This is a genomic window from Caballeronia zhejiangensis (genome assembly GCF_022879815.1).
Classification (GTDB): domain Bacteria; phylum Pseudomonadota; class Gammaproteobacteria; order Burkholderiales; family Burkholderiaceae; genus Caballeronia; species Caballeronia zhejiangensis.
This window is the reverse complement of the sequence record NZ_CP084284.1, coordinates 92,799-118,927: the sequence shown is the minus strand read 5'-3', so window position 1 is coordinate 118,927 and position 26,129 is coordinate 92,799. Positions and strand designations below refer to the sequence as shown.

29 protein-coding genes are annotated in these 26,129 nt (G+C 64.1%); 3 read left to right on the top strand and 26 right to left on the bottom strand.

Annotation, left to right across the window (positions count from 1 at the left end):
• Positions 1-24: 24 nt before the first annotated feature.
• From LDZ23_RS15075 to LDZ23_RS15020, 12 genes are all read right to left on the bottom strand, one after another.
• Entirely contained in the window at positions 25-1,137 is a 1,113-nt protein-coding gene (locus LDZ23_RS15075) for a DedA family protein/thiosulfate sulfurtransferase GlpE (RefSeq protein WP_008354090.1), read from the bottom strand.
• Positions 1,138-1,411: 274 nt separating this feature from the next.
• A complete protein-coding gene (gene denD / locus LDZ23_RS15070; RefSeq protein WP_008354091.1) occupies positions 1,412-2,377 on the bottom strand; it encodes a D-erythronate dehydrogenase in 966 nt (321 codons plus the stop codon).
• Positions 2,378-2,393: 16 nt separating this feature from the next.
• Entirely contained in the window at positions 2,394-3,182 is a 789-nt protein-coding gene (otnI, locus tag LDZ23_RS15065; RefSeq protein ID WP_008354092.1) for a 2-oxo-tetronate isomerase, read from the bottom strand.
• 335 nt (positions 3,183-3,517) lie between these two features.
• Complete coding sequence (otnC, locus tag LDZ23_RS15060) at positions 3,518-4,159, bottom strand: 3-oxo-tetronate 4-phosphate decarboxylase (protein WP_008354093.1); 642 nt, start codon at positions 4,157-4,159, stop codon at positions 3,518-3,520.
• Positions 4,159-5,436, bottom strand: a complete 1,278-nt coding sequence (otnK, locus tag LDZ23_RS15055) for a 3-oxo-tetronate kinase (protein ID WP_008354094.1) — start codon at positions 5,434-5,436, stop codon at positions 4,159-4,161. The genes otnC and otnK overlap by 1 nt, the downstream gene beginning before the upstream one ends.
• Entirely contained in the window at positions 5,433-6,329 is an 897-nt protein-coding gene (ltnD, locus tag LDZ23_RS15050) for an L-threonate dehydrogenase (RefSeq protein WP_008354095.1), read from the bottom strand. The genes otnK and ltnD overlap by 4 nt, the downstream gene beginning before the upstream one ends.
• A gap of 10 nt (positions 6,330-6,339) precedes the next feature.
• The gene (locus tag LDZ23_RS15045) at positions 6,340-7,044 is read right to left on the bottom strand and encodes a FadR/GntR family transcriptional regulator (protein ID WP_008354096.1); all 705 of its coding nucleotides are present in this window, start codon (positions 7,042-7,044) and stop codon (positions 6,340-6,342) included.
• A gap of 87 nt (positions 7,045-7,131) precedes the next feature.
• Positions 7,132-7,470, bottom strand: a complete 339-nt coding sequence (locus LDZ23_RS15040) for a thioredoxin family protein (protein WP_008354098.1) — start codon at positions 7,468-7,470, stop codon at positions 7,132-7,134.
• Positions 7,471-7,525: 55 nt separating this feature from the next.
• A complete protein-coding gene (locus LDZ23_RS15035) occupies positions 7,526-8,053 on the bottom strand; it encodes a chromate transporter (RefSeq protein ID WP_008354099.1) in 528 nt (175 codons plus the stop codon).
• Entirely contained in the window at positions 8,050-8,601 is a 552-nt protein-coding gene (locus LDZ23_RS15030; protein ID WP_033536666.1) for a chromate transporter, read from the bottom strand. Before LDZ23_RS15030 ends, LDZ23_RS15035 begins: the two co-directional genes overlap by 4 nt.
• A gap of 5 nt (positions 8,602-8,606) precedes the next feature.
• Entirely contained in the window at positions 8,607-9,533 is a 927-nt protein-coding gene (gene panE, locus LDZ23_RS15025) for a 2-dehydropantoate 2-reductase (protein ID WP_244808181.1), read from the bottom strand.
• A gap of 29 nt (positions 9,534-9,562) precedes the next feature.
• On the bottom strand, positions 9,563-9,904 hold the full coding sequence (locus LDZ23_RS15020; protein WP_033536684.1) for a hypothetical protein: 342 nt from the start codon (positions 9,902-9,904) through the stop codon (positions 9,563-9,565).
• A 286-nt stretch (positions 9,905-10,190) separates the two neighbouring features.
• Here LDZ23_RS15020 and gndA point away from each other — a divergent pair, with 286 nt between their 5' ends.
• On the top strand, positions 10,191-11,597 hold the full coding sequence (gndA, locus tag LDZ23_RS15015) for an NADP-dependent phosphogluconate dehydrogenase (RefSeq protein ID WP_008354103.1): 1,407 nt from the start codon (positions 10,191-10,193) through the stop codon (positions 11,595-11,597).
• A gap of 145 nt (positions 11,598-11,742) precedes the next feature.
• Here gndA and LDZ23_RS15010 read toward each other — a convergent pair whose 3' ends face one another.
• The 6 genes from LDZ23_RS15010 to LDZ23_RS14985 are packed head-to-tail and all read right to left on the bottom strand — an operon-like array spanning position 11,743 to position 18,474.
• Positions 11,743-12,867, bottom strand: a complete 1,125-nt coding sequence (locus LDZ23_RS15010) for a Gfo/Idh/MocA family protein (RefSeq protein ID WP_008354104.1) — start codon at positions 12,865-12,867, stop codon at positions 11,743-11,745.
• On the bottom strand, positions 12,864-13,931 hold the full coding sequence (locus LDZ23_RS15005; protein WP_008354106.1) for a sugar phosphate isomerase/epimerase family protein: 1,068 nt from the start codon (positions 13,929-13,931) through the stop codon (positions 12,864-12,866). The genes LDZ23_RS15010 and LDZ23_RS15005 overlap by 4 nt, the downstream gene beginning before the upstream one ends.
• A gap of 45 nt (positions 13,932-13,976) precedes the next feature.
• Positions 13,977-14,942 (bottom strand): substrate-binding domain-containing protein, encoded by a 966-nt coding sequence (locus tag LDZ23_RS15000; RefSeq protein WP_008354107.1) that lies wholly within the window; start codon positions 14,940-14,942, stop codon positions 13,977-13,979.
• 25 nt (positions 14,943-14,967) lie between these two features.
• Complete coding sequence (locus LDZ23_RS14995) at positions 14,968-15,984, bottom strand: ABC transporter permease (protein ID WP_008354108.1); 1,017 nt, start codon at positions 15,982-15,984, stop codon at positions 14,968-14,970.
• Positions 15,965-17,452, bottom strand: coding sequence for a sugar ABC transporter ATP-binding protein (locus tag LDZ23_RS14990; protein WP_008354109.1), 1,488 nt, complete (start codon positions 17,450-17,452; stop codon positions 15,965-15,967). The genes LDZ23_RS14995 and LDZ23_RS14990 overlap by 20 nt, the downstream gene beginning before the upstream one ends.
• 2 nt (positions 17,453-17,454) lie before the next feature.
• Complete coding sequence (locus LDZ23_RS14985) at positions 17,455-18,474, bottom strand: LacI family DNA-binding transcriptional regulator (protein ID WP_008354110.1); 1,020 nt, start codon at positions 18,472-18,474, stop codon at positions 17,455-17,457.
• Between the two features lie 193 nt (positions 18,475-18,667).
• On the opposite strand from LDZ23_RS14985, the gene LDZ23_RS14980 reads away from it, so the two are divergent.
• Positions 18,668-19,084 carry a YciI family protein gene (locus LDZ23_RS14980; protein WP_008354111.1) on the top strand — a complete coding sequence of 139 codons (417 nt, stop codon included), beginning with the start codon at positions 18,668-18,670 and terminating at the stop codon, positions 19,082-19,084.
• Between the two features lie 9 nt (positions 19,085-19,093).
• On the opposite strand, the gene LDZ23_RS14975 is transcribed toward LDZ23_RS14980, so the two are convergent.
• The 4 genes from LDZ23_RS14975 to LDZ23_RS14960 all read right to left on the bottom strand — a co-directional run bounded on the left by LDZ23_RS14975 (position 19,094) and on the right by LDZ23_RS14960 (position 21,835).
• Positions 19,094-20,287, bottom strand: coding sequence for a thiolase family protein (locus tag LDZ23_RS14975; protein ID WP_008354112.1), 1,194 nt, complete (start codon positions 20,285-20,287; stop codon positions 19,094-19,096).
• 13 nt (positions 20,288-20,300) lie between these two features.
• Positions 20,301-21,008: an SDR family oxidoreductase gene (locus tag LDZ23_RS14970; protein ID WP_033536683.1), complete on the bottom strand. Its 708-nt coding sequence runs from the start codon at positions 21,006-21,008 to the stop codon at positions 20,301-20,303.
• 81 nt (positions 21,009-21,089) lie between these two features.
• Entirely contained in the window at positions 21,090-21,518 is a 429-nt protein-coding gene (locus LDZ23_RS14965) for a MarR family winged helix-turn-helix transcriptional regulator (RefSeq protein WP_033536665.1), read from the bottom strand.
• A 32-nt stretch (positions 21,519-21,550) separates the two neighbouring features.
• Positions 21,551-21,835 (bottom strand): hypothetical protein, encoded by a 285-nt coding sequence (locus LDZ23_RS14960; RefSeq protein ID WP_244808180.1) that lies wholly within the window; start codon positions 21,833-21,835, stop codon positions 21,551-21,553.
• On the opposite strand from LDZ23_RS14960, the gene LDZ23_RS14955 reads away from it, so the two are divergent.
• A complete protein-coding gene (locus LDZ23_RS14955; protein ID WP_008354116.1) occupies positions 21,808-22,962 on the top strand; it encodes a branched-chain amino acid ABC transporter substrate-binding protein in 1,155 nt (384 codons plus the stop codon). The genes LDZ23_RS14960 and LDZ23_RS14955 overlap by 28 nt on opposite strands.
• A gap of 36 nt (positions 22,963-22,998) precedes the next feature.
• Here the strand turns inward: LDZ23_RS14955 and LDZ23_RS14950 are convergent, their stop codons facing one another.
• The 4 genes from LDZ23_RS14950 to LDZ23_RS14935 all read right to left on the bottom strand — a co-directional run bounded on the left by LDZ23_RS14950 (position 22,999) and on the right by LDZ23_RS14935 (position 26,062).
• Positions 22,999-23,457, bottom strand: coding sequence for a hypothetical protein (locus LDZ23_RS14950; protein ID WP_051079078.1), 459 nt, complete (start codon positions 23,455-23,457; stop codon positions 22,999-23,001).
• 21 nt (positions 23,458-23,478) lie between these two features.
• Entirely contained in the window at positions 23,479-23,694 is a 216-nt protein-coding gene (locus LDZ23_RS14945; RefSeq protein WP_008354118.1) for a hypothetical protein, read from the bottom strand.
• Positions 23,695-23,909: 215 nt separating this feature from the next.
• The gene (locus tag LDZ23_RS14940; RefSeq protein ID WP_008354119.1) at positions 23,910-24,581 is read right to left on the bottom strand and encodes a response regulator; all 672 of its coding nucleotides are present in this window, start codon (positions 24,579-24,581) and stop codon (positions 23,910-23,912) included.
• The gene (locus LDZ23_RS14935) at positions 24,578-26,062 is read right to left on the bottom strand and encodes a sensor histidine kinase (protein WP_244808179.1); all 1,485 of its coding nucleotides are present in this window, start codon (positions 26,060-26,062) and stop codon (positions 24,578-24,580) included. Before LDZ23_RS14935 ends, LDZ23_RS14940 begins: the two co-directional genes overlap by 4 nt.
• Positions 26,063-26,129 lie beyond the last annotated feature (67 nt).

Genomic DNA, 26,129 nt, shown 5'->3' with positions numbered 1-26,129 from the left:
AGGACTCGTTGAACGGCGTGGTACTCATGCGCGATCTCCGTGTGGAAAACCAGCTTCATGCAGGGATGCGGTGCCCGCGGGCGATGCCGACGCCGATCCCGATACCGACGACTTGACGGGCCACGGGCACATCGCCGCCATTTCCGCGACTTCCTCGGGCGACGACGCCGCGAGCTCGCCGAACTCGGTCAGCGTCGCGACGTGAAAACCGGCGAGCCGCCACGCGTCGAGCCCGCCCGTGAGCGGCACGACGTCGCGAAAACCCGCGTTACGCATGGTCTTCGCCATCCACGCAGCCGACACTTCGTTCGGACACGAGCAATAGATGACGACCTTGCGCGACTTGTCGTAGCTCTCGATGATCTTCGCGAGATCGCGTTCGTCGGCGAACATCGAGCCGGGAATCGCTTCGGGATCGAGCATGCGTTTTTCGGGCGAACGGATGTCGAAGATTACGGGCAGCGGCTCGTCGTTCATGAGCGCATACAGCTCGTCCACGCTGATGCGCGCTTTTTCCAGCGTCGCCATGAGCGCGCGGCGGCGCCACCAGCGGTACGTGACGTAGATCGCGAGCAGCACCGCGACGACCGCCACCGCCTGCCGCCCGAGCTGCGAGATCATCGCGAAGACCATCTCCAACTGCGCCGCGAAGATGACGCCGACCGTCAGCCCGACCGCGCCCCACAGCGCGATGCCCGCGCCGTCGTGCGCGATGAAGCTGCGCAGCTTCACGCCCATCGCGCCCGCGAGCGGCACGGAGACGAGCGAAAGACCGGGGATGAACTTCGCGACGAGCAGGATGCGTACGCCCCAGCGCCCGAAGAAGCGTTCGGTCTTCTTCACGCAGGTATCGCGCGAAAGCGAGAGCTTGCAGATGGTCTTGAGCGTTTTGTCGCCATACTTGCGCCCGCCCTGGAACCAGACGAGATCGCCGAGCACGCCGCCCGCCACCGCGACGCACAGCACGCCCACGAGCGGCGGCCAGAATGCGCCGCCGTCGACCGCCATCAGCGCGATGGATGCGCCGACGACGATCATCGTCGGCATGGCGGGCACGGGCAGCCCGAGCGCCGAGCCCATCACGTTGACGAACACGATCGCCGGGCCGAATCGATCGACTAGCTGATGCAACAACATGGGAATCTCCCGCGCGGGAATGGTCTGTTCACGGGACGACGGGACGCGCGCCGCGAACGGCGCTGCGAAGGCGCACGGAGCACGTTAGGCACGCAAGGCACGAAAGCGAAAGAGATACGAGCGCTTGCGGCCGCTCGTGGTTCAACGCGATACGCCCGGCGCCGGGCCGACGTTCGTCACATTTAAGAGATAAGTGTAGCCCGGAAACGCGATCGTAAGCATGACAGGCGCGCGGGACGCGGGCATCGCGCGCGCGATGCCCGGAGAGTGGGATTCAGGCGAGGTCGTCGGCGATATAGGCGCGGATCACGTCGGCGAAATTTTTATCGCCCGACAGGCCGAGTTGCTCCGCGCGCGCCGTATTCCACGCGCCCGGCCAGCTGCACACGATCTTCTCGATGCGTTCGTCGCGCTGCCAGTCGATGCGCTGCACGACTTCGTCGCCCGCCACTTCGCGCAGCGCCGCGACCATCTCGTTCACGCTGACCGACAGCCCCGGCAGATTGATGACTGGCCGCAAGCCGAGCTTTTCGCGCTCGATTTCGCAGCCGGCGATCAGCGCCTCGACCGCGCTTTTCGGCGACAGCAGCCACAGACGCGTTTCGCCATCGACGGGACACGTCGAACGCTCGCCGTTCAGCGGCTCGCGGATGATGCCGCTCGCGAACGACGACGCCGCCGCGTTGGGCTTGCCGGGGCGCACGCTGATCGTCGGCAGGCGCAGCACGCGGCCATCGACGAAACCGCGCCGCGCGTAATCGGAGAGCAGCAGCTCGGCGATCGCCTTTTGCGTTCCGTACGACGATTGCGGATTCAGCGCGGTGTCGTCCTGCACGACGTCGGGCAGCGCGCCGCCGTACACCGCGACCGAACTCGTGAACACGACGCGCGGCTTGTGGCCCGCCGCGCGGCACACTTCGAGCAGCGCGCGCGACGCGTCGAGGTTGATCTTCATGCCGAGATCGAAATCCGCTTCGGCCTGGCCGCTCACGATCGCAGCGAGATGGAAGATGGCTTCCGTCCCCGTGTCGACGTGGCGTTGCAGCACCGCCGGGTCGGAAATGTCGCCGGTTTCGGCGCGCACGCGTTTGTCGTTCAGCAGGCTGTCGTCTTGCGGACGCGCTACGTCGAGCAGCACCAGTTCCGTGATCGGCTTGCCATTGAGCTCGTTGCGCGCGAGCAGCCGCTTTGCGAGTCGCTGACCGATGAAGCCCGCGCCGCCCGTGATGAGTATCTTCATGTGGTCGCTTCCGTTTTTACAGATAAGGTTTGAGCCAGCCGAGACCTTCCGACGTGCCGGCCTTCGGTTTGTATTCGCAGCCGATGAAGCCCTCGTAGCCAAGCGAATCGATCAGTTCGAAGAGATACGGATAGTTCAATTCGCCGATGCCCGGTTCGTGGCGCTCCGGCACGCCCGCAATCTGGATATGGCCGATGCCCGCATTCGGGCGCTTCATGTCGCGCTTAAGCTTCATCGCGATGTCGCCTTCCACGATCTGGCAGTGATAGATGTCGAATTGCACCTTTAAATTCGGCGCATTGATCTCATCGCAGATTTGCTGTGCTTCGTCTTGGCGGTTCAGGAAGAAACCGGGTATGTCGCGGGTGTTGATCGGCTCGATCACGATCGTTATGCCCGCTTTCTGCGCTTCTTTTGCCGCGTATTCGAGGTTCTTCAGATACACCGCGCGATGTTGCTCTCTGTTCTGATCTTTTGCGATCAGGCCGGCCATGACGTGCAGTTTCTCGTTGCCCAGCACGGCGGTGTATTCGAGTCCCTTTGCGACGCTCTGCTTGAACTCTTCCTCGCGGCCCGGTAACGAGGCGATGCCGCGTTCGCCCTTCGCCCAGTCGCCCGGCGGGGCGTTGAACAACGCCTGCGTCAAGCCATTGTCCGTTAAGCGCTGCTTGATTTCGTTCGCTTCAAAGTCGTAAGGGAACAGGAATTCCACCGCCTTGAAACCATCCTTCGCCGCTGCGGCGAAGCGGTCCAGGAAAGCGTGCTCGGGGTACATCATCGTCAGGTTTGCTGCGAATCTTGGCATTTGCTTGTGCTCCGTCTGTTCCGGTTTCGAATGCGCCTGCTTCCATGGAATCCTGTGTTCGAGTCGGTCTATTGGCGTTGCCCCTGTGCGGGGCGGCACTTACTTTCTTTGCTGCTGCAAAGAAAGTAAGCAAAGAAAGCAGCTTTTCAGGCCCGCGGTCACACGCAATTTGGGTAGTACTCTCGTCCACCGTGGCACTCGCCTAAAGAGTGTCCCTCATAGGCCCCATCGGGCCTGGCTCGCGCACGGTCCGACCAGCTAGTCCGTTTCGCGCGCTGGTTCAGCACGAAATGGCTCCAGCCCGCTTCGCGGCCGATCGGTCAGTCGGCTCTGTGTTACCAGCGCGCGCCGAACGTCTTCTTCAATTCCTCTATCGCTTCTTCCGCCAACGGCTCCGGGCGCGGCATCGTCGATAGATACAGCCGCGCCGTCTCCTCCAACTCCTCCAACGCATAGCTCGCGTGCGACACAGACTTCTCCCACACCACCGGCCCCAACCGCTCCAGCAACACCGCCGTCACCCGCGACGCCAACGCCGCCACTTCCTCCGCCACCGACTCGTCGCCCGGTCGGCGGTACGCTATCAGCGGAACATGGCCCACCTTCATCACGTAGTACGGCGTGATCGGCGGCAATACATCGTCGTTCTTCCACACGCCCGCCAACGTCAGCGCCACCAGATGCGTCGAATGCGTATGCACCACGCCGCGCGCGTTCGCATCGTTTTCGTAGATCCGGCGATGCAGCGCCAACGTCTTCGACGGACGTCCGCCCGATACGTGATTGCCTCGCGCATCCACCTTCGCAATATCGTTCGGATCGAGGCGGCCCAAGCACGCATCCGTCGGCGTGATCAACCAGCCATCGTCGAGCCGCGCGCTGATGTTGCCCGCGCTGCCCACCGTATATCGGCGCTCGTACAGGCTTCTGCCCGTCACGCAGATCTCTTCGCGAATAGCGTTCTCGTTCGATGCCATCACAGTGCCTTCAACGCCTTTTCAAAGAAATCGGTCGTGCCGAAATTGCCGGACTTGAGCGCCAGGCCCAGCGCCCCGCTTCCATCCGCGCCGATCGATTGCGTCGCCGGCACGCCCGGATCGATCTGCGGCCCGATGCGCAACGAACGCACGTCCAGCGCCTGCACCACCGCGCCCGACGTTTCGCCGCCCGCCACGACGAATTTGGCGCAGCCGTCATCGCGCAATGTCCGCGCTATCGACGCAAGCGCGTCTTCCACCAGATGCCCCGCCTTCTCGACGCCCAGTTCCTTCTGCACCGCCTTCACTTCTTCCGGCGATGACGTCGCGTAAATCAGCACCGGCTCGTCATGCTGGCGCGCGAATTCGACGGCGCTCTGCACGACCGGCTCGCCGCGCGACAACGCCATCGGATCGACGCGAAACGCCGGCTTCGATTCGCGCCAGTGCGCAACCTGCGCGTTCGTCGCCTTCGATGCACTCCCCGCCAGCACCACCGCTTTGCCCTCGATCGTCGGCAAATCGGCGGCGTGCTCCGCGTGCGCCAGCAGATTCGCCGCGCGGAAATTCTGCGGCAATCCAAGCGCGATGCCCGAGCCGCCCGTAATCAGCTTCAGATCGCGGCATGCGTCGCCGAGCACGTACAAGTCCGCGTCCGAAACGGCATCCGCGATCGCGAGGCGCACGCCGTCCTTCTTCAATTCATCGATGCGCGCGCGGATCGCGTCCGCCCCCTTCGCAATCGTGTCGTAACGAATGAGCCCGACCTTCGATTTCGTCTGACGCTGCAAGACGCGCACGAGGTTCGGGTCGGTCATCGGCGTGAGCGGATGATTCTCCATGCCCGATTCGTTCAGCAACACATCGCCGACGAACAGGTTGCCGCGAAAAATCGTGCGCCCATTCTCGGGAAACGCCGGGCACGCAATCGTGAAATTGTCCTTCAGCGCGTCGAGCAACGCGTCCGCGACCGGGCCGATGTTGCCCTTGTCGGTCGAATCGAACGTCGAGCAATACTTGAAGAAGAACTGGCGGCAGCCCTGCGCACGCAGCCATTCGAGCGCATCGAGCGACCGGCGCATGGCGTCGTCGGCGGGAATCGTGCGCGACTTCAGCGCGACGACGATCGCGTCCGCCTCGATCCGCGCGCTCGCTTCCGGCACGCCGATGGTCTGCACCGTGCGCATGCCGCCGCGCACGAGCATGTTGGCGAGATCGGTCGCGCCGGTGAAATCGTCGGCGATACAGCCGAGTAGTGCCTGCGCCGCTTGCGTCATTGCTTCGCTCCCTTCGGAATGTCGATGCCCGGAAAAATCTTGATGACCGCGGAATCGTCCTCGCCGCCGTGTCCGGCCGTGGACGCCATCATGAACATCTGATGCGCCGCCGCCGACAGCGGCAACGGAAATTTCGACGTGCGCGCCGTGTCGAGCACGAGGCCCAAGTCCTTAACGAAAATATCGACGGCGGAAAGCGGTGTGTAATCGCCCGAAAGAATGTGCGGCACGCGATTCTCGAACATCCACGAATTGCCCGCGCTGTGGGTGATGACGTCGTAAAGCGCATCCGGATCGACGCCTTCGCGCAGGCCGAGCGCCATCGCTTCGGCCGCCGCCGCGATATGCACGCCCGCCAGCAACTGATTGATGATCTTCACCTTCGAGCCCGCGCCGTGGGCGTCGCCGAGCCGATAGACCTTGCCCGCGATCGCGTCGAGTACGTCCTCGCAGGCGGCGTAGGCGTCGGCGGGGCCGGAGGTCATCATCGTCATTTCGCCGGAGCTGGCTTTCGCCGCGCCGCCGGACAAGGGCGCGTCGAGCATGTGCACGCCCTTCTCGCCGATGCGCTTGCCGAGATCGGCGGCGAATTGCGGCGATACCGTCGCGCACGCGAGCACGACGCCGCCGGGTTTCATCGCTTCGACCGCGCCGGTTTCGCCGAACAGCACGGCTTCGGTCTGCGCCGCATTGACGACGACCGTCAGCACGACCGCGCACTTGCCGCCCAACTCGGCCGGCGACGCGCACGCGATGCCGCCTTCGGCCGCGAACGCATCGAGCACCGGCTGGCGCACGTCGCACGCATGCACGGCGAAGCCCGCCCGCAGCAACGAGCGCGCGACGCCCATGCCCATTGCGCCCAAACCGATCACTCCGACGTTTCGTGTCATCGCAGATTCCTTAACAGATGCCCGCTTCCGCCAGTCGGCGCGCGGCGTTGATGAGATGCGTCTGCGCGGCGTGGCGCGCGGCGTCGGGCTCGCGCGCGCGGATCGCCTCGACGATCGCCGCGTGCTCCTCGCGCACCTGACGCATGAAGTCCTCGCGCAGCGCCTCGTTGCCGCGCGTAACGAGCGTGCCCGCTTCCAGGTACTGGTTCAGAAACGTGAGGGTTTTCAGGAAGTACGGATTGCCGGTCGCGTTGGCGATTTCCCGATGGAACGCGACGTCCTCGGCGACGCCGTCGCGGCCATCGCGCACGGCTTCATCGATGGATGCGAGCGCGTCATCGATGGCGGCGAGTTGTTCGTCGGTACGCCGCTGCGCGGCTTCGGATGCCACTTCGGCCTCGATCGCCCGGCGCAGCGCGAGAATCTGCACGACCGCGCCGGGCTCGACCGCCTGCGCATAATCGATGCGCAACGGCCGAATCCCCGCGCGCTCGACGATGAATACGCCGCTGCCCTGACGCGGCTCGACCATGCCTTCGTTCTTCAGCCGCGAGATGGCTTCGCGAATGACCGTGCGGCTCACGCCGAATTCCTGCGCGAGCACCGCTTCGGTCGGCAGCTTGCCGGTCGCGGCGAAACTGCCCTTCTCGATCAACTTTTGCAATTGTTGCGCGACGGTGTCGCTCAACGCGCGCGGCGGAATTTTCTCGAACATGCGACTCGATGCGCCTCGTCAGGTCATCGGGTCATCATACAAATTTTTACGATGGAAGTGGACCGAGGAATAACCCTCGGTCGTGGCTTACTGCGCGAGCGGCTCGTCGATGAGCGCGAGCGCGTCACGAATTTCGGAGACGTCGCCGGGGCGCACGAGGCGCGCGACTTCCTTGCCGCCGAGCATGAAGACGAGCGTCGGCCAGAGCTTTACGCGAAACGAACGTCCGAGCGGGCGGCCGCTGCCATCCTCGATCTTGATGTGCTGCACCGCGCGATGATCCTGAAATGCCTGCGCGATCAACGGTTGCGCGGCACGGCAGAAACCGCACCAGTCGGTGCCGAACTCGACGACCGTCGGGCCGGTGAGCGCGTCGATTTCCGTGCGATCCGGTGCGGTCTTCGCGTATTCGATGTTCATGCTCATGGCGTGCTTCCTTGTCTTTTGTTGTCGATGAAGCCAGCAGAAAACTTGCCCGATCTTACTGGCCGAAACCCGTCAGCCCGATGAGCGCGCCGCCCGCGAGCAGCCACAGCGGATGCAGCTTCGTCCGGTACGAGACGAGCGCGACGAGCGCCGTGATGGCCGCGAGCGTCCAGGTTCCATCGGATGCCTCGGCGATCAGCAGCGCGCTCGCCGCGACGAGCCCGGCCGTGATCGGCACGAGCCCGAGCTGGATGAAGCGCCGCCACGGGCGATCCTTGAAGCGCTCCCACGCGTGCATCGCGGCGATCGTCACGAGCGACGACGGCCCGAACTTCGCGATCGACGTCACCAGCACGCCGGGCCAGCCGGCGACATGCCAGCCGATCAGCGTGACGACCATCATGTTCGGGCCCGGCGCGGCCTGCGCGACCGCGAAGAGCGCGGAGAAATCGGCCTTCGACATCCATTCGTGAACCTGCACGACCTGACGCTGCATTTCCGGCAGGATCGAATTGCCGCCGCCGAACGCGAGCAGCGAGAGCTGACTGAAGATCGCCGCGAGCGAAAGCAGATCGTTTTTCATCGGCGGACTTTCCACGCGATCAGCACCGAAATCGGCGTGAAGACGAGCATCGTCGGCAGGAGCGGCGTGCGCAGGATCGCTATCGACGCGAACATCAGAAGCGCGACGATCGCCGCTTCCGGCTTCCGGCGCAACGGCCACATGATCTTCGCCGCCATCGCGATGAGCAGGCCCGCCGCAGCCGCCGCGAGTCCCGCGAACAGATGCGCGATGCGCGGGTCCTGATGCGTGCGCTGATAGATCACGCCGAGCCCGATCACGATGAGCGACGGTCCGACAAGCAGCCCCAGCAAGCCCGCGAGCGCGCCCGGCACGCCGCGAAAGCGCATGCCGATTGCCACCGACAGATTGATCACGTTGCCGCCCGGCAGGAACTGACAGAGGCCGAGGAGATCGGTGAACGCGTCGGCGTCGAGCCATTTGCGGCGCTCGACGATCTCGCGCCGCGCGAGCGGCAGCGCGCCGCCGAACGCCGTCAGCCCGAGCGTCAGAAAGCCGATGAAGATTTCGGCGACCGTCGGCCGTGGCGCGTGGCCGTCGCCGGACATGAGGTTCACGCGCGTGCCCGGCGCGCTTCGTAGGCTTTCAGATGCGCGTACGCGACCGCCAGCGCTGACAGCCCGGCGATTTGCGTGCGCCGCCGCGACAGCAGATCGCCGACGATGTGATCCGCCTCGATCGGCGCGCCGTTCTCGAGATCGCGCAGCATCGATGCGGTCATCGGCGAGCCGCGCTCCGAGAAAAACGCCCGCGCGCGCGTGACGACCGCCTCGCCCGGTGCGTGCGCGTTGTCGCCGGCGATGCCGCAGCATTCGTCGAAGAGCTGGAACAGCAGCGCCTCGCCGCCCGGCGCCGCGAGAATATCGCCGATGGGCGCGCGCATCAGGCAGGTGCCGGTCGCGAGCGTGGCGAGGAACACCCACTTGTCCCACATCGACTGAAGGATGTCTTCGCTCACGTTTAAATCGAAGCCCGCGCCGTCGAGTTGCGCGGCGATTGCGTCGATGCGCGCCGAGCGGCCGCCCGTGCGCTCGCCGATAGTCAGCGAATGCATGTTGTTCAGATGCACGATCTCGCCTTCGGCGTCGAGCGTCGCGGCGATCACGCATTGGCCGCCGAGCACGTTCGCGGGATCGAAGCGCGCGTCGAGCGCGTCGAGATGGCCCATGCCGTTCAGGAGCGGCAGGATCGCGGTATCGGGACCGACGGCGGGCGCGAAGGAATCGATCGCGCCTTGCAGGTCGTAGGCCTTGCAGCTCAGGAGCACGAGATCGTAAGGGCCGTCGATGTCTTTCGCGAGCACCATCGGCGGACAGGCGAACGCGAGATCGCCTTCCGGGCTCTTCACTTTCAGGCCGCACTGACGCAGCCGCTCGGCGCGGCGCTCGCGCACGAGAAAGGTCACGTCGCGGCCCGCTTCGAGCAGCCGTGCACCGAAATATCCGCCGATGGCCCCCGCGCCCACTACCAGAATCCGCATGTCTCGCTCCTTTTCGCTGTATGAATCGTTCACGCCTGCCAGACGCCATAGCCCGCTTCGCGCAAGCCGATCGCCAGTTCCACTTCCATGTCGCGCGCGCCGTCGTAGGGCATCGGGTTGTACATCTCATACAGTTGCGGCAGGAGCCGCAGTCCGTATTCGCGGACATAGCGATTCGACTGGATGCCGGCCTTGTGCTTGTCGAAGCGCACGTCGGGATCGATGCCCGTCATGCCCACGTAGACGAACGGCATGCCGATCACGTAATCCGGATTCGCGCGACGGAAACGCGCTTCGTTCCAGACCGTTCCGGACAGTTCGACGACGTAGACGGAGTAATGATGGCTGCGCGCGCGCCGGGCGGGCGGCATGTTTCGGATGGCCTTCGCGGCGTGCTCGTTGCGGGCGTCCATTCTATGACGGCGATGCTTTTGGCGCTCGATCGGACGGCGCGGCCCCTGCCGGATGCGTCTCAAAGTGGTAAATTCGGGCGGTCTGCGCTCGCGCAAAACGATCGGACATCGGCGCGGCCCATCGCGCCGCCGGTCGGAACCGGAGACGATCTCTCTCGCGCGGTCGCCGCCCCATCGACACGTTTTCATCCCGAAGCCGCGCGCCACGAGCCGCGCGACGCTTCGGTCATTCGGAGATCAAGCAATGAGCAAGCAAGCTATCGGCGTGGTAGGCCTCGCCGTCATGGGCCGCAACCTGGCCTTGAACATCGAGAGCCGCGGCCACGCCGTTTCGGTATTCAACCGCAGCCGCGCCAAAACCGACGAACTGATTGCCGAACATCCCGACAAGAAGCTCGTGCCGACCTACACGCTCGAAGAGTTCGTCGAGTCGCTCGAAAAGCCGCGCCGCATTCTGATGATGGTGAAGGCCGGCGCCGGCACCGACGAGACCATCGCTTCGCTGCGTCCGCTGCTGGAAAAGGGCGACATTCTCATCGACGGCGGCAACACGCATTTCACCGACACGATCCGCCGCAATCAGGATCTCGCGAAGTCGGGGCTGCATTTCATCGGCACGGGCGTGTCGGGCGGCGAGGAAGGCGCGCTCAAAGGCCCGTCGATCATGCCGGGCGGACAGAAGGAAGCGTACGAACTCGTCGCGCCGATCCTCACGGAAATCGCCGCGAAGGCGCCGGACGGCGAGCCGTGCGTCGCGTACATGGGCCCGGACGGCGCGGGCCATTTCGTGAAGATGGTGCACAACGGCATCGAATACGGCGACATGCAGTTGATCGCCGAGAGCTATGACGTGCTCAAGCGCGTCGCGGGTCTGTCGAACGAAGAGCTGGGCAAGGTGTATGTGGAGTGGAATCAGGGCGAACTGGACAGTTACCTGATCGAAATCACGTCGAAGATTTTCTCGAAGAAGGACGAGGAAACCGGCAAGGATCTCGTCGATGTGATTCTCGACCGCGCCGCGCAAAAGGGCACGGGCAAGTGGACGAGCCAGAACGCGCTGGACCTCGGCGCGCCGCTGCCCTTGATTACGGAAGCGGTGTTTGCGCGCGTGCTGTCGTCGCTGAAGACGCAGCGTGTGGCGGCGAGCAAGGTGCTGGCGGGCCCGACGCCGAAGTTCGACGGCGATCGCGCGGCGTTCGTCGAGTCGGTGCGGCGTGCGCTGTATCTGTCGAAGATCGTCTCGTATGCGCAAGGTTTTGCGCAGTTGCGCGCGGCGTCGGAAGAGTACAAGTGGGATCTGCATTACGGCGAGATCGCGAAGATTTTCCGGGCGGGCTGCATCATCCGCGCGCGCTTTTTGCAGAAGATCACCGATGCTTATGCTGCGAAGCCCGACCTCGCGAATCTGTTGCTCGATCCGTATTTCAGCGATATCGCGGCGAAGTATCAGGAAGCGCTGCGCGATGTCGTCGTGGCGGCCGTGAAGGCGGGGATTCCGGTGCCGGCGTTCTCGTCGGCGATTGCTTACTTCGATGCGTATAGGTCGGAGAGGTTGCCCGCGAACCTGGTGCAGGCGCAGCGCGATTTCTTCGGCGCGCATACGTTCGAACGCACGGATAAGGAAGGGAGTTTTCACGCGAATTGGGCGTGAGGATCTGACTGAACAGATCGAGAGCATGAGACGCGGCTTTCTTTGGAAGCCGCGTTTTTTCTTGCAGCCAAGCTGCGAAATCTTCGATTCGCAATCGAGCGTTTGGCGCGCATTTCGGCTGAAGGCGAAGAAAGTGGGTATTCGACTAATTCTTCAGCCCCACCCACTCCCCATTCCGCCCCCCACTCCTCAACACCGCCTCCACGAACCGCAACCCCGCGACCCCATCCTCGACGGTCGTCAGCCAGTCATCCCCCTGCGTCGTCCCGCTCGCGATACACGCCGCCGCATCCGTATAAACCTGCGCGAACGCTTCCAGATACCCTTCCGGATGTCCCGCCGGCACGCGCGTCGCGTGCAGCGCTTCAGGACTTTGCACGCGCCCGCGCGTGATGCGCTCGGACGCGCCGCCTATCGGCGTGAACCACAATTCGTTCGGCTTCTGTTGATCGAACGCAATGCCCGCCTTCGTCCCATACACGCGCAATCGCAACGCGTTCTCCTCGCCGGCCGCGACCTGACTCGCCCACAACATGCCACGCGCGCCGTTCTCGTAGCGCAACATCGCCTGCACATGATCGTCCACACGACGATTCGGCACGAACGTCGTCACATCGGCGGCAAGCTCGGATGGCCGCATCCCCGTCACGTATTCCGCAAGCTGATACGCGTGCGTGCCGATATCGCCGAGACATCCCGCCGGTCCAGCGAGCGCGGGATCGGTGCGCCATACGGCCTGCCGGTTCGCCTGCGTCTCGACAGGAAGAGACAGCCAGTCCTGCGCATACTCGACCTGCACCACGCGAATGTCGCCGAGCAAGCCGCGCTGCACCATTCCGCGCGCATGCCGCACGAGCGGATAACCCGTGTAGGTATAAGTCACCGCAAACACGCGATCCTTCTCGCGCGCGAGCTTCGCCAGCGCCTCGCCTTCATCGAGCGAAACGGCGAGCGGCTTGTCGCAAATCACGTGAATGCCCGCTTCGAGAAAAGCGGTCGCGATCGGCGCATGCAGATGATTCGGCGTGACGATCGCGACCGCCTCGATGCCGTCCGAGCGTCCAGCCTCGATGCGCGCCATCTCGCGAAAATCGTCGTAGCTGCGCGCGAGCCCGATCGCCGCGGCGCTCGATGCCGCGCGCCGCGCATCCGACGACAACGCGCCCGCGACGAGTTCGTAGCGATCGTCGAGCCGCGCCGCAATGCGATGCACCGCGCCGATGAACGCGCCCTCGCCGCCGCCGACCATCCCCAACCGCACGCGATTCATCGCTTGTCTCCGGAATCGATGCCGAGCACGCCGCGCATCTGCTCGCGGCTCGCGCCGCTGCCCGCGAAGTCATCGAAGGCGCGCTCGGCCACGCGGATGATGTGATCGCGGATGAACACCGCACCTTCGCGCGCGCCGTCTTCCGGATGCTTCAGCGCGCATTCCCATTCGAGCACGGCCCAGCCGCCGAAATCGTATTGCGCCATCTTCGAGAAGATCGCCTTGAAGTCGATCTGGCCATCGCCCAGCGAACGGAAGCGGCCGGCGCGATCGACCCATCCGGAATAGCCGCCGTACACGCCCTGTTTCCCGCTCGGCCGGAACTCGGCGTCCTTTACGTGAAACGCCTTGATGCGCGCGTGATAGATGTCGATGAACGCAAGGTAGTCGAGCTGCTGCAACATGAAGTGGCTCGGATCGAACAGGATGTTCGCGCGCGGATGATCGTCCACCGCCGCGAGAAAACGCTCGAACGTCACGCCGTCATGCAGGTCTTCGCCAGGATGAAGCTCGTAACACACGTCGATGCCCGCGCGATCGAACTCGTCGAGAATCGGACGCCAGCGGTTCGCAAGCTCTTCGAACGCGGCTTCGACGAGACCCGCCGGACGCTGCGGCCACGGATACACATACGGCCACGCGAGCGCGCCCGAAAACGTCACGTGCGCGTTCAAGCCGAGACGCTTCGACGCCGCCGCCGCGAGCTTCATTTGCGCGATCGCCCATTCGGTCCGCGCGGCCGGATCGCCCCGCACATGCGGCGCGGCGAAGCCATCGAACAGCGTGTCGTATGCGGGATGCACGGCGACCAGTTGCCCTTGCAGATGCGTCGACAACTCGGTGATCGCGACGCCCGCATCGTCGACGGTGCGGCGAATCTCATCGCAATACGCATCGCTCGATGCGGCCTTCTCCAGATCGATCAGACGCGGATCGGCAGGCACCTGTATGCCCTTGTAACCGAGCGACGCCGCCCACGACGCGAGATTCGCGAGCGTATCGAACGGCGCCTGATCGCCCATGAACTGTGCGAGAAATATCGCCGGGCCTTTGATGGTTTTCATCTTTCGCCTCCACAAAAAGAAGGCCGGATGAACGGCCTTCGCGCATCAGAACGGCGAGTTCGGGAAATAGAACTGCTTGGCGTTGTCCTTCGTGATGAGCACCGACGGGATGATCGTCGTCGGCGGCAGCTTGTCGCCCTTCAGGCGCGCTTCGGCGGTCAGCTTGATCGCGTCGTAGATGAACTTCGGCGAATACGAGACATCGGCCGGCACGCGCGCATCGCCGTCCATGATGCGCTTCACCGCTTCCTTCGATCCCGCGCCGCCGAACACGATCTTGATGTCCGTGCGCTTCGCCTGATCGATCGCCTTCAGCACGCCGACCATCATGTCGTCATCCGCGGCCCACACGGCGTCGATATGCTTGAAGCGCGTGAGATAGTCCTGCATTACCTTGAACGCATCGTCGCGATTCCAGTTGGCGTATTTCGCATCGAGAATCTTGATGTCGGGATATTGCTTCAGCACGCCTTCGAAGGCGTTCCAGCGCTCGTTGTCGAGTGTCGTCGGAATGCCGCGCAGCGCGACGATATCGCCCTTGCCGTTCAACTGTTTCGCGAGAAACTCGGCGGGAATCTTGCCGAAAGCGGTGTTGTCGCCGGCGACGTACGCGTCCTGCGCGCTCGTGTCGGTCAGGCCGCGATCGACCACCGTCACATACACGCCTTTCTTCTTGACCTGCGCGACCGGTTGCGTGAGCGACGCCGATTCCTGCGGGAAGATCACGAGCGCATTGATCTTGTTGACCGTGACCAAATCCTGCAACTGGTTCGCCTGCTCGGGCGCGGTGCTCGCCGTCTTCACGATCACCTTCAGGTCGGGATGCGCCTTTTCCAGTTCCTTCTTCGCTTCGTTGGCCCACCACACGATGCCGCCCGTGAAGCCGTGATCGGCGGTCGGAATGGCGACGCCCAGCACGACCTTGTCGGCGGCGAATGCGGACGACGATGCAGCGGCGAACGCGCTCGCCGTCAACGTGAGCGCGCCGAGCGCGCGAAGCATTTTCTTCATGACGATGTCTCCTGTTTTATGACTATCAACGACGACCGCGCTGCAGGAATGCTACGAGGATGATGACGGCGCCCTGCACCGCCGCATTCAGATACACGCTGATGATGCTCGTGAGATTCAAAATGTTGTTGATGACCGAAAGCAGAATCGCGCCGATGACCGTGCCGATCACGCGCCCTTCGCCGCCCTTCAGCGCCGTGCCGCCGACCACGACGGACGCGATCGCTTCGAGTTCCCACAGGAGGCCCGTCGTCGGCGTGGCGGAGCCTAAGCGCGGCACATACAGAATCGTCGCGACGGCCACGCATAAACCGAGCAGCACATACGTGACGATCTTCACACGATCCACGCGAATCGCCGCATAACGCGCGACCTGTTCGTTCGATCCGATCGCCTGCACATGACGCCCGTACACCGTGCGATTGAGCACGAGCGCACCGCCCGCCGCCACGATCGCGAACACCCAGATCGGCACCGGAACATGCAGCAGACTCGCGTAATAAACCGGCCCGTAAAGATCGACGAGCGAGTTGTCGAGCGTGAGCGCGCCGCCATCCGCGAGCCATGTGAGCAGCGCGCGAAATATGCCGAGCGTGCCGAGCGTGACGATGAACGGCTCGATGCGACCTTTCGTCACGAGCACGCCATGCGCGAAGCCGAACAGCGCGCCGAGCACGAGCGCGAGCACGATGCCGAGCGCGATGATCAGAAGCGGCGGCACCGCGTGGCCGTGAAAGCCCTGCATCAGCGCGTTCATCATGTAGATCATGCTGCCCGCGATGAGCGCGGCCATCGAACCGACCGACAGATCGATGCCGCCCGAGATGATGACGAAGGTCATCCCCACCGCGATGATGCCAATGAACGACGTGCGCGTGAGCACGTTCATCGCGTTGTCGACGGTGGCGAAATCGCCGTTGAGCAAGGTGCCGCCGATACACAGCGCGATCAGCCCGATGAGCGGCCCGACGCCGAACATGAAGCGCGCGACGGTGGAGAGACGGCTCTCGCTTTCGGTGTCTTCAGTGTGTGCCGGTCGCATGCGCGATCAACCTCTCTTCGGTCAAAAGATCCATGCCGAGTGTCGCGACGAGTTCGCCCGCGCGCATCACCGCGACGCGATGACACAAGCCGATCAGCTCGATCAGTTCGGACGAGATCACGATCACCGCGCGGCCTTCCGCGGCCAGCCGATGAATCAGGAAATAGATATCGCGTTTCGCGCCGACATCGACGCCGCGCGTGGGTTCGTCGAGCACGATCACGCGCGGATCGGGATTCAGGAACTTCGCGAGCGCGAGCTTCTGCTGATTGCCGCCCGACAGCATGCGCGCGCGTATCGACGCGTTGCCGGTGCGTATGCCGAAGTCCTTCACCGCCGCGTTCAGGGCTTCGCGTTCCGCGCGCGTATCGATGAGCGGATGCGCGTAGCGCTCCAGCGTCATCATCGTGAGATTGTCTTTCAGCGCCATGTCGACGTGAAGGCCGCGCCCCTTTCTGTCTTCGCTCAGATAAGTGAGGCCTTGCTGCATCGCTTCGCGCGGGCCTTTGAGCTTGACCGTTTTTCCGTCGATGACGACGCGCCCCGCACAGAGCGGACGCAGGCCGACGAGCGCTTCGAACAGCTCCGTGCGCCCCGCGCCGACGAGTCCCGCGAAGCCGAACACTTCGCCCTTGCGCACCGAAAAGCCGATGCCGTCGGCCCAGCCCGGCACCGAGGCGCCTTCGACTTCGAACGCGACCGGCGCGTCGTCGGGCAAGTGCGGCTTGTCGGAGAACATGTCGGAGACTTCGCGGCCGACCATCAGATTGGCCATCTGCTGACGCGTCAGCTCGTCGGTCGGCGCGCGCGCGACGAAGCGGCCATCGCGCATCACGATCACTTCGTCGGTCACGCGTTCCACTTCGTCGAGCTTGTGCGAGATATAGACGATGGTCGTGCCCGCTTCCTTCAGACGCGCCATCAGGCCGAAGAGACGCTGCGTCTCCGATGGCGTCAACGTCGCGGTCGGTTCGTCCATGATGAGCAGGCGCGCGCTGCGCAACATCGCCTTCGCGATCTCGACGAGCTGCTTCTCCGCGACGATCAGATCGCGCACCTTCGTATCGGGATTCTTGTGCAGGCCGACGTCGTTCAACGCGGCGCGGGCATCGTCGCGCATCGCGGCTTCATCGAGGAAGAAGCCTTTCTTCAGCTCGTGCCCGAGGAACATGTTCTGCGTGATGCTCAAATGATCCGCGAGATTCAATTCCTGATGGATCAGCACGATGCCCGCATGTTCGGCATCGCGCGAACTCGCGAAGTCGCGCGCGCGTTCATCGACGAAAAGCTCGCCCGCGTTCGCACGCTCGTAGCCCGCGAGAATCTTCATCAGCGTGGACTTGCCCGCGCCGTTCTCGCCGAGCAATCCGTAGATGCGGCCCGGCGCGAGATCGAAGCTGACGCCGTGCAGCACGCGCACCGGCCCGAACTGCTTTTCGATGCCCTGAAAGCGCACGGCGAGGCTCATCGTCACGCGCTCCTTCTTCGAATCAGCCGATGCGGCAGCAGCACGCCCGGCACATCCGCGCGCGGGTCGCGCAGGCGCTTGAGCAGCAGGTCGGCTGCGGTTTCGCCGAGCAGTTGCATCGGCTGCGAAACGGTCGTGAGCGGCGGATCGACATGCGCGGCAACGGCGATATCGTCGAAGCCGACGACAGCGACATCGTCGGGCACTGAAAAGCCCGCGCCGCGAAAGCCGTTCATCACGCCGATGGCGAGCGTGTCCGACACGGCGAAGGCGGCCGTCGGACGCGCATCGCCCAACGATGCGAGTTGCGCGGCCGCGCGCTCGCCCGCGTCGTAATCGAGGCTGTCGAGTTCGATCAGCCACTCCGCGCGCGGCTCGATGCCGGCTTCGATCAACGCATCGCGATAGCCCGCGAGCCGCTGTCGTCCATACAGATAACCCTGACCCGAGTTGATGAGCGCAATGCGCCGATGCCCCTTCGCCGTCAGATAACGCACGACATCGCCCGCGGCGAGATGATTGTCGATGCCGACGTACGGCACGCCCGCCGCCGGATCGAACTCGCAGCACGCGACCCACGGCAGCGTCGACGCTTCTTCGGCGAGCGCTTTTTGCACGGCGGCGGGATCGAGACAGATGGCGCCATCGGCGCGGCGGCCGCGCAGCAGATCGAAATAGCTTCGCTCGCGCAACGGGTCCGCGCCGGTATCGCACAGCAGCATGAAGTAGCCGTTCTGACGCGCGACGCTGTCGATGCCGCGCACGATCGCCGAATAGAACGGATTGCCGAAGTCGGGGACCATCGTGAGGAGCAGGCGGCTTTCGGCCGTGCGCAGATTGCGCGCCAGCTCGTTGATGCGATAGCCGCTCGTCGCGACCGCTTCGAGCACTTTTTCGCGCGTCGTCTCGCGAACGTTCGTGTGTCCGTTGAGCACGCGCGATACGGTCGCGACCGACACGCCCGCGCGTTCAGCGACGTCGGCAATCGATACTTCTTCGCGTGGTCGAACCGTATCTGACATCGCTTTGCCGCGCGTCGCGATCGAGATGTAATGGATTACATTATTTGATCTTACGGGTCGCGAAGGCAACAGCAATCGACTAGGGAAAAACGCTTAAGGGCGGGCATGTCGATCTCGTGTCATGTTGCTCGTCGTTAGGTGTGAGCGTACCGAAGACGCTCGATAAATGCACCAACTTCCAGGAGCGATCCACATGCGATTCATGATGCTGATGATTCCGCGCGGCTACGAAAGCGCCGAACCGGGCACGATGCCGAGCGCCGAAGCCGTCGCCGCGATGATGAAATACAACGAGGAATTGCAGAAGGCCGGCGTGCTGCTCGCGCTCGACGGACTGCATCCGCCGTCGATGGGCGCGCGCGTCACGTTCGAAGGCGGCAAGCCGCGCGTCATCGACGGACCGTTCGCCGAAGCGAAGGAAGTGCTCGGCGGCTACTGGATGGTCCAGGTGAAGTCGCGCGAGGAAGCGATCGAATGGGCGAAGCGTTGCCCCGGATCGGATACGGAGATGATCGAAGTGCGGCAGGTCATGGAGATGGACGATTTCCCGCCGGACGTGCAGCAAGCCGCGGCGGGTTTCGATGACATGCAGAAGAACGCGAAGCGCTGACGCGAACGCCTACGCGATCGCTTCCAGCGCGAGCGCGATGCCCTGCCCGCCGCCGATGCACAGCGTCACGATCGCGCGCTTCACGCCGTCGCGGCGCATCGCGTGGGCGAGGCGCGTCGTCAGCACGGCGCCCGTCGCGCCGATCGGATGACCGTGCGCGATCGCGCCGCCTTCGACGTTGACGATGTCGTCGGGCACGCCGAGCGTTCGCGCCACCGCGATCGGCACCGCCGCGAACGCTTCGTTGATCTCGAAGCGCTCGACATCGCCGAGCGTCCATCCCGCGCGCTGCAACGCCTGCTGCACGGCGGGCACCGGACCGAGCCCGAACATCCCCGGCTCGACGGCCGCGACGCCGAACGCCGCCAGGCGCACGAACGGTTCGATGCCGCGCGCGTCCGCTTCGTTGCGGCTCGTCACGATCATCGCCGATGCGCCGCTGTTCAGCCCCGGCGCATTGCCGGCCGTAATCGTGCCGTTGGGACGGAATGCCGGACGCAATTTCTCCAGCGCCGCGAAATTCGTGTCGGGACGCGGCTGCTCATCGCGCGCAAACGCAACGGTTTCCTTGCCCGCCTTCACATCGACGCCGACGATTTCCGCATCGAACGCGCCGTCCTTCTGCGCCGCCGCAAACGACTGCTGCGAGCGCTCGGCCCAGCGATCCTGCGCCTCGCGCGTGATATCGAACTTCGACACGAGATCTTCCGTGTGCCAGCCCGAATGCTCGCCCGAGAACGCATCGACGAGACCGTCGCGCAGCAGGCTGTCGTAGATCTGCGCGTTGCCCATGCGATAACCGCGACGACCGCCATCGAGCAGATACGGCGCGCGGTCCATGTTCTCCATGCCGCCCGCGATGGCAAGCCGCGAGACGCCCGCCGCGATTTCCGTCGCCGCCGTCGCCACGGCCTGCGCGCCGGAGCCGCACACGCGATTGACCGTCAGCGCGGGCACGGAAACCGGCACGCCGCCGCCGACCGACGCCTGTCGCGCCGGATTCATGCGGTTGCCCGCCTGAATGACGTTGCCGAACACGACCGAATCCACCGATGACGGATCGAGCGCCGAACCCGCGCGCCGCAACGTTTCCGCGATGACGGCCGCGCCCAGATCGACGGCCGGCGTGTCCTTCAGCGAGCCGCCGAACGCGCCGATCGCCGTACGCACCGGATGACACAACACGATGTCCTGCGCAAACATGGCGAGCCTCCGATCAGCGCGGAATGCCGGTGAGGTAGATGGGGGCGTCGGTCGACAGCGATTGCTTGACCGCGCGCCCGGTGTCATCGACGAGCACTTCTTCCTGATTCTTCTCCACCGCCGCGAGCACTTCGCGCACGACATGTTCCGGCGTCGATTTCGGCGCGGTGACTTGCGCGGTCATGTCGGTATCGATGTAACCGGGATGCGCCGCCACGACGAGCGTGCCCTGCTCGCGCAATTCCTCGCGCAGGGCGTTCGTGGCCGCCCACGCCGCCGCCTTCGAGATGTGATACGCGCCGCCCGCCGGCAACGAGACCCAGCTCAGCACCGAAAGAACGTTGATGACCGCGCCGCCGCCGTTCTTCTTCAGCACGGGCGCGAATGCCTGCGTGAGCGCGATGGGGCCGAACGTGTTGATTTCGAGCAGATCGCGAATGCCTTGCGTCGATGCCGGATCGACGAGCAAGCCGCGCGTCGTCACGCCCGCGTTGTTGACGATCACTTGGACGTCGGTGTAGGTCGCCGCTGCTTCCGCGATGTCGGCGGCGTTCGTCACGTCGAGGCGGATCGCTTCGACGCCCGGAATGTCGACGCTCTTCGGATCGCGCGCGGCCGCATAAACCTTCGCCGCGCCCGCTTCGATCAACGACTTCGCAAATTGCTTGCCGAGCCCGCGATTGGCGCCGGTGACGAGTACCACTTTTCCTTTGACCTGCATGATTTGCTCCGCTTGATTGTGCATATGCACTAATGCCGATGAATAAAAGGCTCGCACGCGGCGAGCCAGCGCTTGATCAACTCACTCCATCGTCGTCAATTCGAACAGCGACTGGCGCAATGCCTTCGCGCGTTTCTCGCCGAACTTCGTTTCGAATTCCGCCTGCGCCGCGCGCCATTGCGCCGCTGCCTTCACGAGCGTTTCCTTGCCGGTTGCCGTGAGACGCAAGCCGACCGCGCGCGAACTCGCCGATTCCTGCGCCGCTTCGACGAGACCGTCGCGCTGCAAGGGCTTGAGCGCACGCACGAGCGTCGTGCGGTCCATCACCATCGAATCGGCGAGTTCGAGCATCTGCACGCCGGGCTTGCGCCCGATCGCCGCGAGAATCGTGAACTGCGCCGCCGTGATGCCCGCTACGCTCAAATGCCGCTCGTACATTTGCGACACATAACGCGCCGCCTGACGGATCGCAAAACAGTTGCAGTCGAGAGGAGAAGAGTTGGAAGTCATGCCACGCAGAATATTTGTGCATATGCACTTTGTCAAGCGGCGGGATTCAATCGGCCCGATAGCAGCGTCTCGCGGATGGTCGGGAATCGTCGCGCGCGGCGCATCGGCGAAACGCCCGAAGCCGCCATGGGGTTGAGATCGCGGCGTATCGGGCCTATGCCGAAATCCGCATCGGACGCGCGACTAAACACCAAGACGCGCCGAAATTGGCTCCATACATTTCGCTTGTCCGATGCCAGGGCGTTCCATTCGATTTCGATTTGCCAGATCAAAAAGGAGAGGGAAAACCATGCGCTTCCGTACCAGACCTTTGGCATGGCTCGTGGCGTGCGCCGCGGCCACGCTCGGCGCCGTGCCTTTTGCCGCGAGCGCCGACGAACTTCCGGTGAAAGTGGGTTTCGCGGCGCCGCTGACCGGCGCGAACGCGGGTTACGGGAAGGATCTCCAGAACGGCGTGCAGCTCGCGCTCGATGAAGCCAACGCGAAAAAGATCACGATCGGTGGCAAGACGGCCAAGTTCGAGATCCGCGCGGAAGACGATCAGGCCGATCCGCGCGTCGGCGTGCAGGCGGCGCAGAAGCTCGTCGACGATGGCGTGGTCGTCGTCGTCGGACACTTCAATTCGGGCACGACGCTGCCCGCATCGCCGATCTACAACAACGCCGGCATCCCGACGATCGATCCCGCCGCGACCAATCCCACCATCACGACGCGCGGCCTCGCGAACATGTTCACGGTGATTTCCAGCGACGCGCAGAACGCGGGCAACGCCGGCGTCTACGCGGTGACGACGACGAAGGCGAAGCGCATCGCGATCATCGACGATCGCACGGCCTTCGGTCAGGGCGAGGCCGACGAGTTCGAGAAGGCGGTGAAGGCGAAAGGCGGCACGATCGTCACGCGCGAATACAGCGACAATCAGACCGTCGATTTCAGCGCGCAACTGACGCGCATCAAGTCGACCAACGCGGATCTGATCTTCTTCGGCGGCCTCGACCGGCAGGCGGCGGCGGTCGTCAAGCGGATGAAGCAGCTCGGCATGAACGCGCAGTTCGTGGGCGGCGGCGGCGTGATGGACGCGGATTTCCTCAAGCTCGCCGGCGACGCCGCCGAGGGCGCGCAGGCGTGGGAATACGGCAGCCCGCTCGACAAGCTGCCCGAAGGCAAGGCATTCAGCGAGAAGTTCCAGAAGCGCTTCGGCGTCGCGATCCTGTCGTATGCGCCGTTCGGCTACGACGCCGCGTGGGCCGCGATCAACGCGATGCAGAAAGCCAATTCCATCGATCCGAACGTGTACCGGCCGGTGCTGAAGACCAACAAGTTCGACGGCATCACGGGGCCGATCGCGTTCGACGACAACGGCGCGTTGAAGAACGCATCGTCGACGCTGTATCAGGTGAAGAACGGGCAGTGGGAATCGGTCGTGACGAAGCACGGCATGTGATCGAAACGCTTCGCGCGGCCGCCCGCGCGAAGCGTTTCAATGCGTGGGCGAATCGCTCGGGCGCGGCAACGTCGCGATGAAACGTTCGAGATGCTCGTTGCATTCGATGACCGCTGAAAGACGCACTTCTCTCATCTGCCGGTCGTGCTCGTTGATCACCGCAGTGAGCCGCGGCACCGCAGTCGCGGGAAGGCGCCAGTCGCCGACCGTCAGGCCGCGGTCGAGCAACGCGAGCACGTCGCCCTGCACTTCATCGAGCGTCGCGCGGTCCAGAATGCCGAAGCCCGCCTCGGTCAAGAGTCCCGACAGCAGCACGGCCTGCGCGATGCACTGCGCCTCGATCAGACTCGCCCGGCCACGCTTGACCGATTCGAGTGCGATCCGGCATTGAAGGATGACTTTGTCCGCCTCGACGCGCGGCATCGGCAGCCAGTAGATTCTGGCGTTCCGGTCTCGCGACGGTTTCGGGAGCCTTCGTATTTTCGTGTTCGACATCGTCTCGACTCCTCGTGGCGTTCAATCGACAAGCAGAAGACAAGCCAGCGAAACGAAACACAGAAGCGCGCTGAGACAGAAGAACCGGTCGGATTTCGCCAGCGGTCCACGCGGCGTCTGCGGCAAGGGCGCGTCGTCCCGGATGATTCTCAAGACCGCGACGTACTCCACGATCGAACAGCACAGCATGACCGCCGCTGCGAGCAGAAAAGCAACAACCAGAATGTTGATCGACATAACTTCATGCACCCCCGATAGTGGTCGCAATGGTCCGGCGCGCCATGTCAAGAAGTGAAACGCGATTCACGCGCACATGACGTCCGACTGTTCCGGTCAGCGCATCATTCGCGCTTGTCGCGGAACATGAAACGCATCCTAGCCGCTCGAATCTTTCACGGCGCTATCGCGCGTGCTACGCATATCTAAGTATTGTCACCGAGCGCACACATCGATCATTCTTCGCGTGCGCGCAGGATATAGCCGAGACCGCGCAACGTCATGATCTGCGCGTTCGTTTCGGCCAGCCGCTTGCGCAAGCGATGAATATAGATGTCGATGGCATCGGCGCTGGCGACATCGTCGAGACTGAAGATGCATTCCATCAGCATCGACTTCGACACGGTCTTGTCCTGCCGCAGGATCAGCGCTTCGAGAATCGCGTGCTCGCGACGTCGCAGCGAAATGGGCGCGCCCCGATAGCTGAACTCGCGCGTGGCGAATGCATACCGGAGATCGCCGCACATCAGCGCGACGGCTTTCTGCGCGCTCTGACGACGCACCAGAGCCTTGATGCGGGCCACCAGTTCACGCGCATCGAAAGGCTTGACGACGAAATCGTCCGCGCCCGCTGCGAAGCATTCCACCTTGTCCTCGATCGATCCGTGCGCGGTCAGCATCAGTACGGGCACGGTGTCGCCGCGGCGCCGCAGCCGTCCGAGCAGTTCCTTGCCGCTCATCGCGGGCAGGCGCATGTCCAGCAACACGACATCGTAGGTGCATTGATTGAGGATCGACGTGGCGCATTCCGCGTTCGGCACATGATCGACGATGAAAGAATCCGCCTTCAACAGACTCACGATCCAGTGCGCCAGCTCGGCGTTGTCTTCGACGAGCAGCAGCTTCATCGGATGTCCCCGCCGGACCATGCGGGCAGCCTGACCGACACGGACAATCCTGCACGCGCGTAGCCCGCCCCGAGCGTGACGGTGCCGCCGTGGCGCAGCGCGATCTCCCGCACGATCGGCAGCCCGAGCCCGGTGCCATCGGTAAAAGCAGACGCGCGATAGAAGCGCTCGAACACATGCGCGCGTGCCTCGGCGGAAAGCCCCGGACCGTTGTCGACCACCTGCAACAGAACCTGCTCGTGCGAACGCCTGACGATCACGGTGACGCGCCCGCCCGGCTGCGTGTAGCGAATGGCGTTGTCGACGAGGTTCGACACGAGCGCGGACAGCAGCGCCGCGTTGCCGGCCACCATCGTGCCCGGTTCGGTTGCTGCGCCAAGGTCGATATCACGCCGCTGCGCCAGCACGATCAGTTCTTCGAGCACGGACTCGACGACATCCGTCATGTCCGTCATCGTTCGTATGGGTTCGGGCGTGGACTCTGCCTGCGCGAGCATCAGCAGTTGCTTCGTTACGGCTTTCATCTTTTTCATGCTCCGGCCCGCGCTCTTGAGCGCGATCTCGCATGCGCGCTCGCCGCCGCAGTTCAGGCAAGCGTATTGGATCTGAGTGTCGAGAAGCGTGAGCGGCGTGCTGAGCTGATGCGCCGCATCGGACACGAAATCGCGCTGTGTCCGCGCGTGATGCCTGACTTGCGCGATGCATTGATTGAGGGCGTCGACGATCGGCCGGAGTTCGCGTGGCAAAGCTTGCGCGCGCATCGGATCGATTTCCAGCGGCGAGCGCCCGGCGAGGTCGTCCTTCAGGCGCATCAGCGGACGGAGCGCGGCCGCGAGACCGAGCGGAACGAGCGCGGCGACCAGCGCGAGCATCACGCATGCGCGCAGCAACTGCGGGCGCCATAGCTGATCGCGCATGGCATGCCGCGAAGCCCGCGTCTTGGCGACGATGACCCGCGCCGCCACCACCTTGCCGTCATCGAACAGAAAACGCGGATAAGAGATGGCGCGAACCTTCGTACCCTCGAACTCGGCGTCGAAATAAACGGGATGTGAGCTTTCGCGCTCGGGCATCGGAAGCTCCGGCCTGCCGCCGAGCAATCGGCCGCGTTCGGCGACGACCTTGTAATACACGCGATCCCGATATGGCGACTCGAACATTTCGAGGGCCGCTGGCACGATCTTGACGGTGAGTTCGCGATCGGACCACTCGATGCCATCGCCGATGGTCCGTGCGGAGGCAAGGAGCGCCGCGTCCTCCATCATGTCCGCCGTGCGGCACGCGGAATCGTACGAAGCGCTCGATGTAATCAGCACGAAAAGGGCAAGCGGCGCGAGCAGCCAAAGAAGCAGGCGTATGCGCAGGCTCGTCCGTCCGCATCTCGCGAACCGCGCGCACGCCGGCCGCAGCGGACGTTTCAGATTGTCGGCAGACGTGGCTTCGCCGGATTGCCGGTGTCCGTTGATTTCACGCCCGGGCATAGGCACTCGCGCTCGGGCCGTATGAAGCGAAGGATCTGAGTCGCACCCAGGCATCTCCGTCTGTTCG